Source organism: Vibrio sp. VP6, assembly GCF_028823755.1.
GTDB classification, from domain to species: Bacteria; Pseudomonadota; Gammaproteobacteria; order Enterobacterales; family Vibrionaceae; genus Vibrio; species Vibrio parahaemolyticus.
In genome coordinates this window covers 1-707 of sequence record NZ_JAPEID010000179.1, presented here as the reverse complement: position 1 = coordinate 707, position 707 = coordinate 1, and the positions used below count along the sequence as shown (strand labels likewise).

The 707-nt window shown below is 41.2% G+C and carries 1 protein-coding gene; it reads left to right on the top strand.

The features are described 5' to 3' along the window. Positions 1 to 707, top strand: a 707-nt coding sequence (locus OU793_RS24765) for a Tn3 family transposase (RefSeq protein WP_274647936.1), incomplete at both ends; no start/stop codon positions are given.

Sequence of the window (707 nt, the reverse complement as noted above, 5' to 3'; positions counted from 1 at the left end):
AAAACTGGTGATGACACCTTCCGGAGTTGATCGAAAGTATTACGAATTCTGCGTTCTAAATGAACTTAAAGGCGCATTACGTTCAGGTGATATATGGGTAAGTGGTTCAAGACGTTATAAAAATTTTGATGATTATCTAACCCCATATCAAGACTTTGAAAAAGCTCGAGATAATGAACAACTGCCTTTATCGGTATCAACGAATTTCCATGAGTATTATCAGTCCAGAATAGCCTTGCTTTCATCCAGATTAAAGGAAGTCAACACGCTAGCTATGATTGGTGAATTACCAGATGTTGAGGTATCAGATAGAGGGTTAAAAGTCACTCCTCTTGATAACAGTGTCCCTCCAGAGGTATCGTCCTATGCTGATTTAGTTTACGGCATGCTGCCACACCCTAAAATCACTGAGATACTAGATGAAGTAGACCGTTGGACTTCTTTTACTGACCACTTCACTCACCTTAAAAATAGGCATGGAAAGCCAAGGAACAAGAAGTTGTTAATGACGACAATTCTCGCTGATGGCATAAACTTAGGTTTGTCAAAAATGGCGGAATCCTGCCCAGGCACAACTAAAACATCATTGGAAGGCATACAGGCTTGGTATATAAGGGATGAAACGTATTCGTCAGCGTTAGCTGAGCTCGTCAACGCTCAGAAAAAATGTCCGCTGGCTACTTTTTGGGGAGATGGTTCAACGTCGT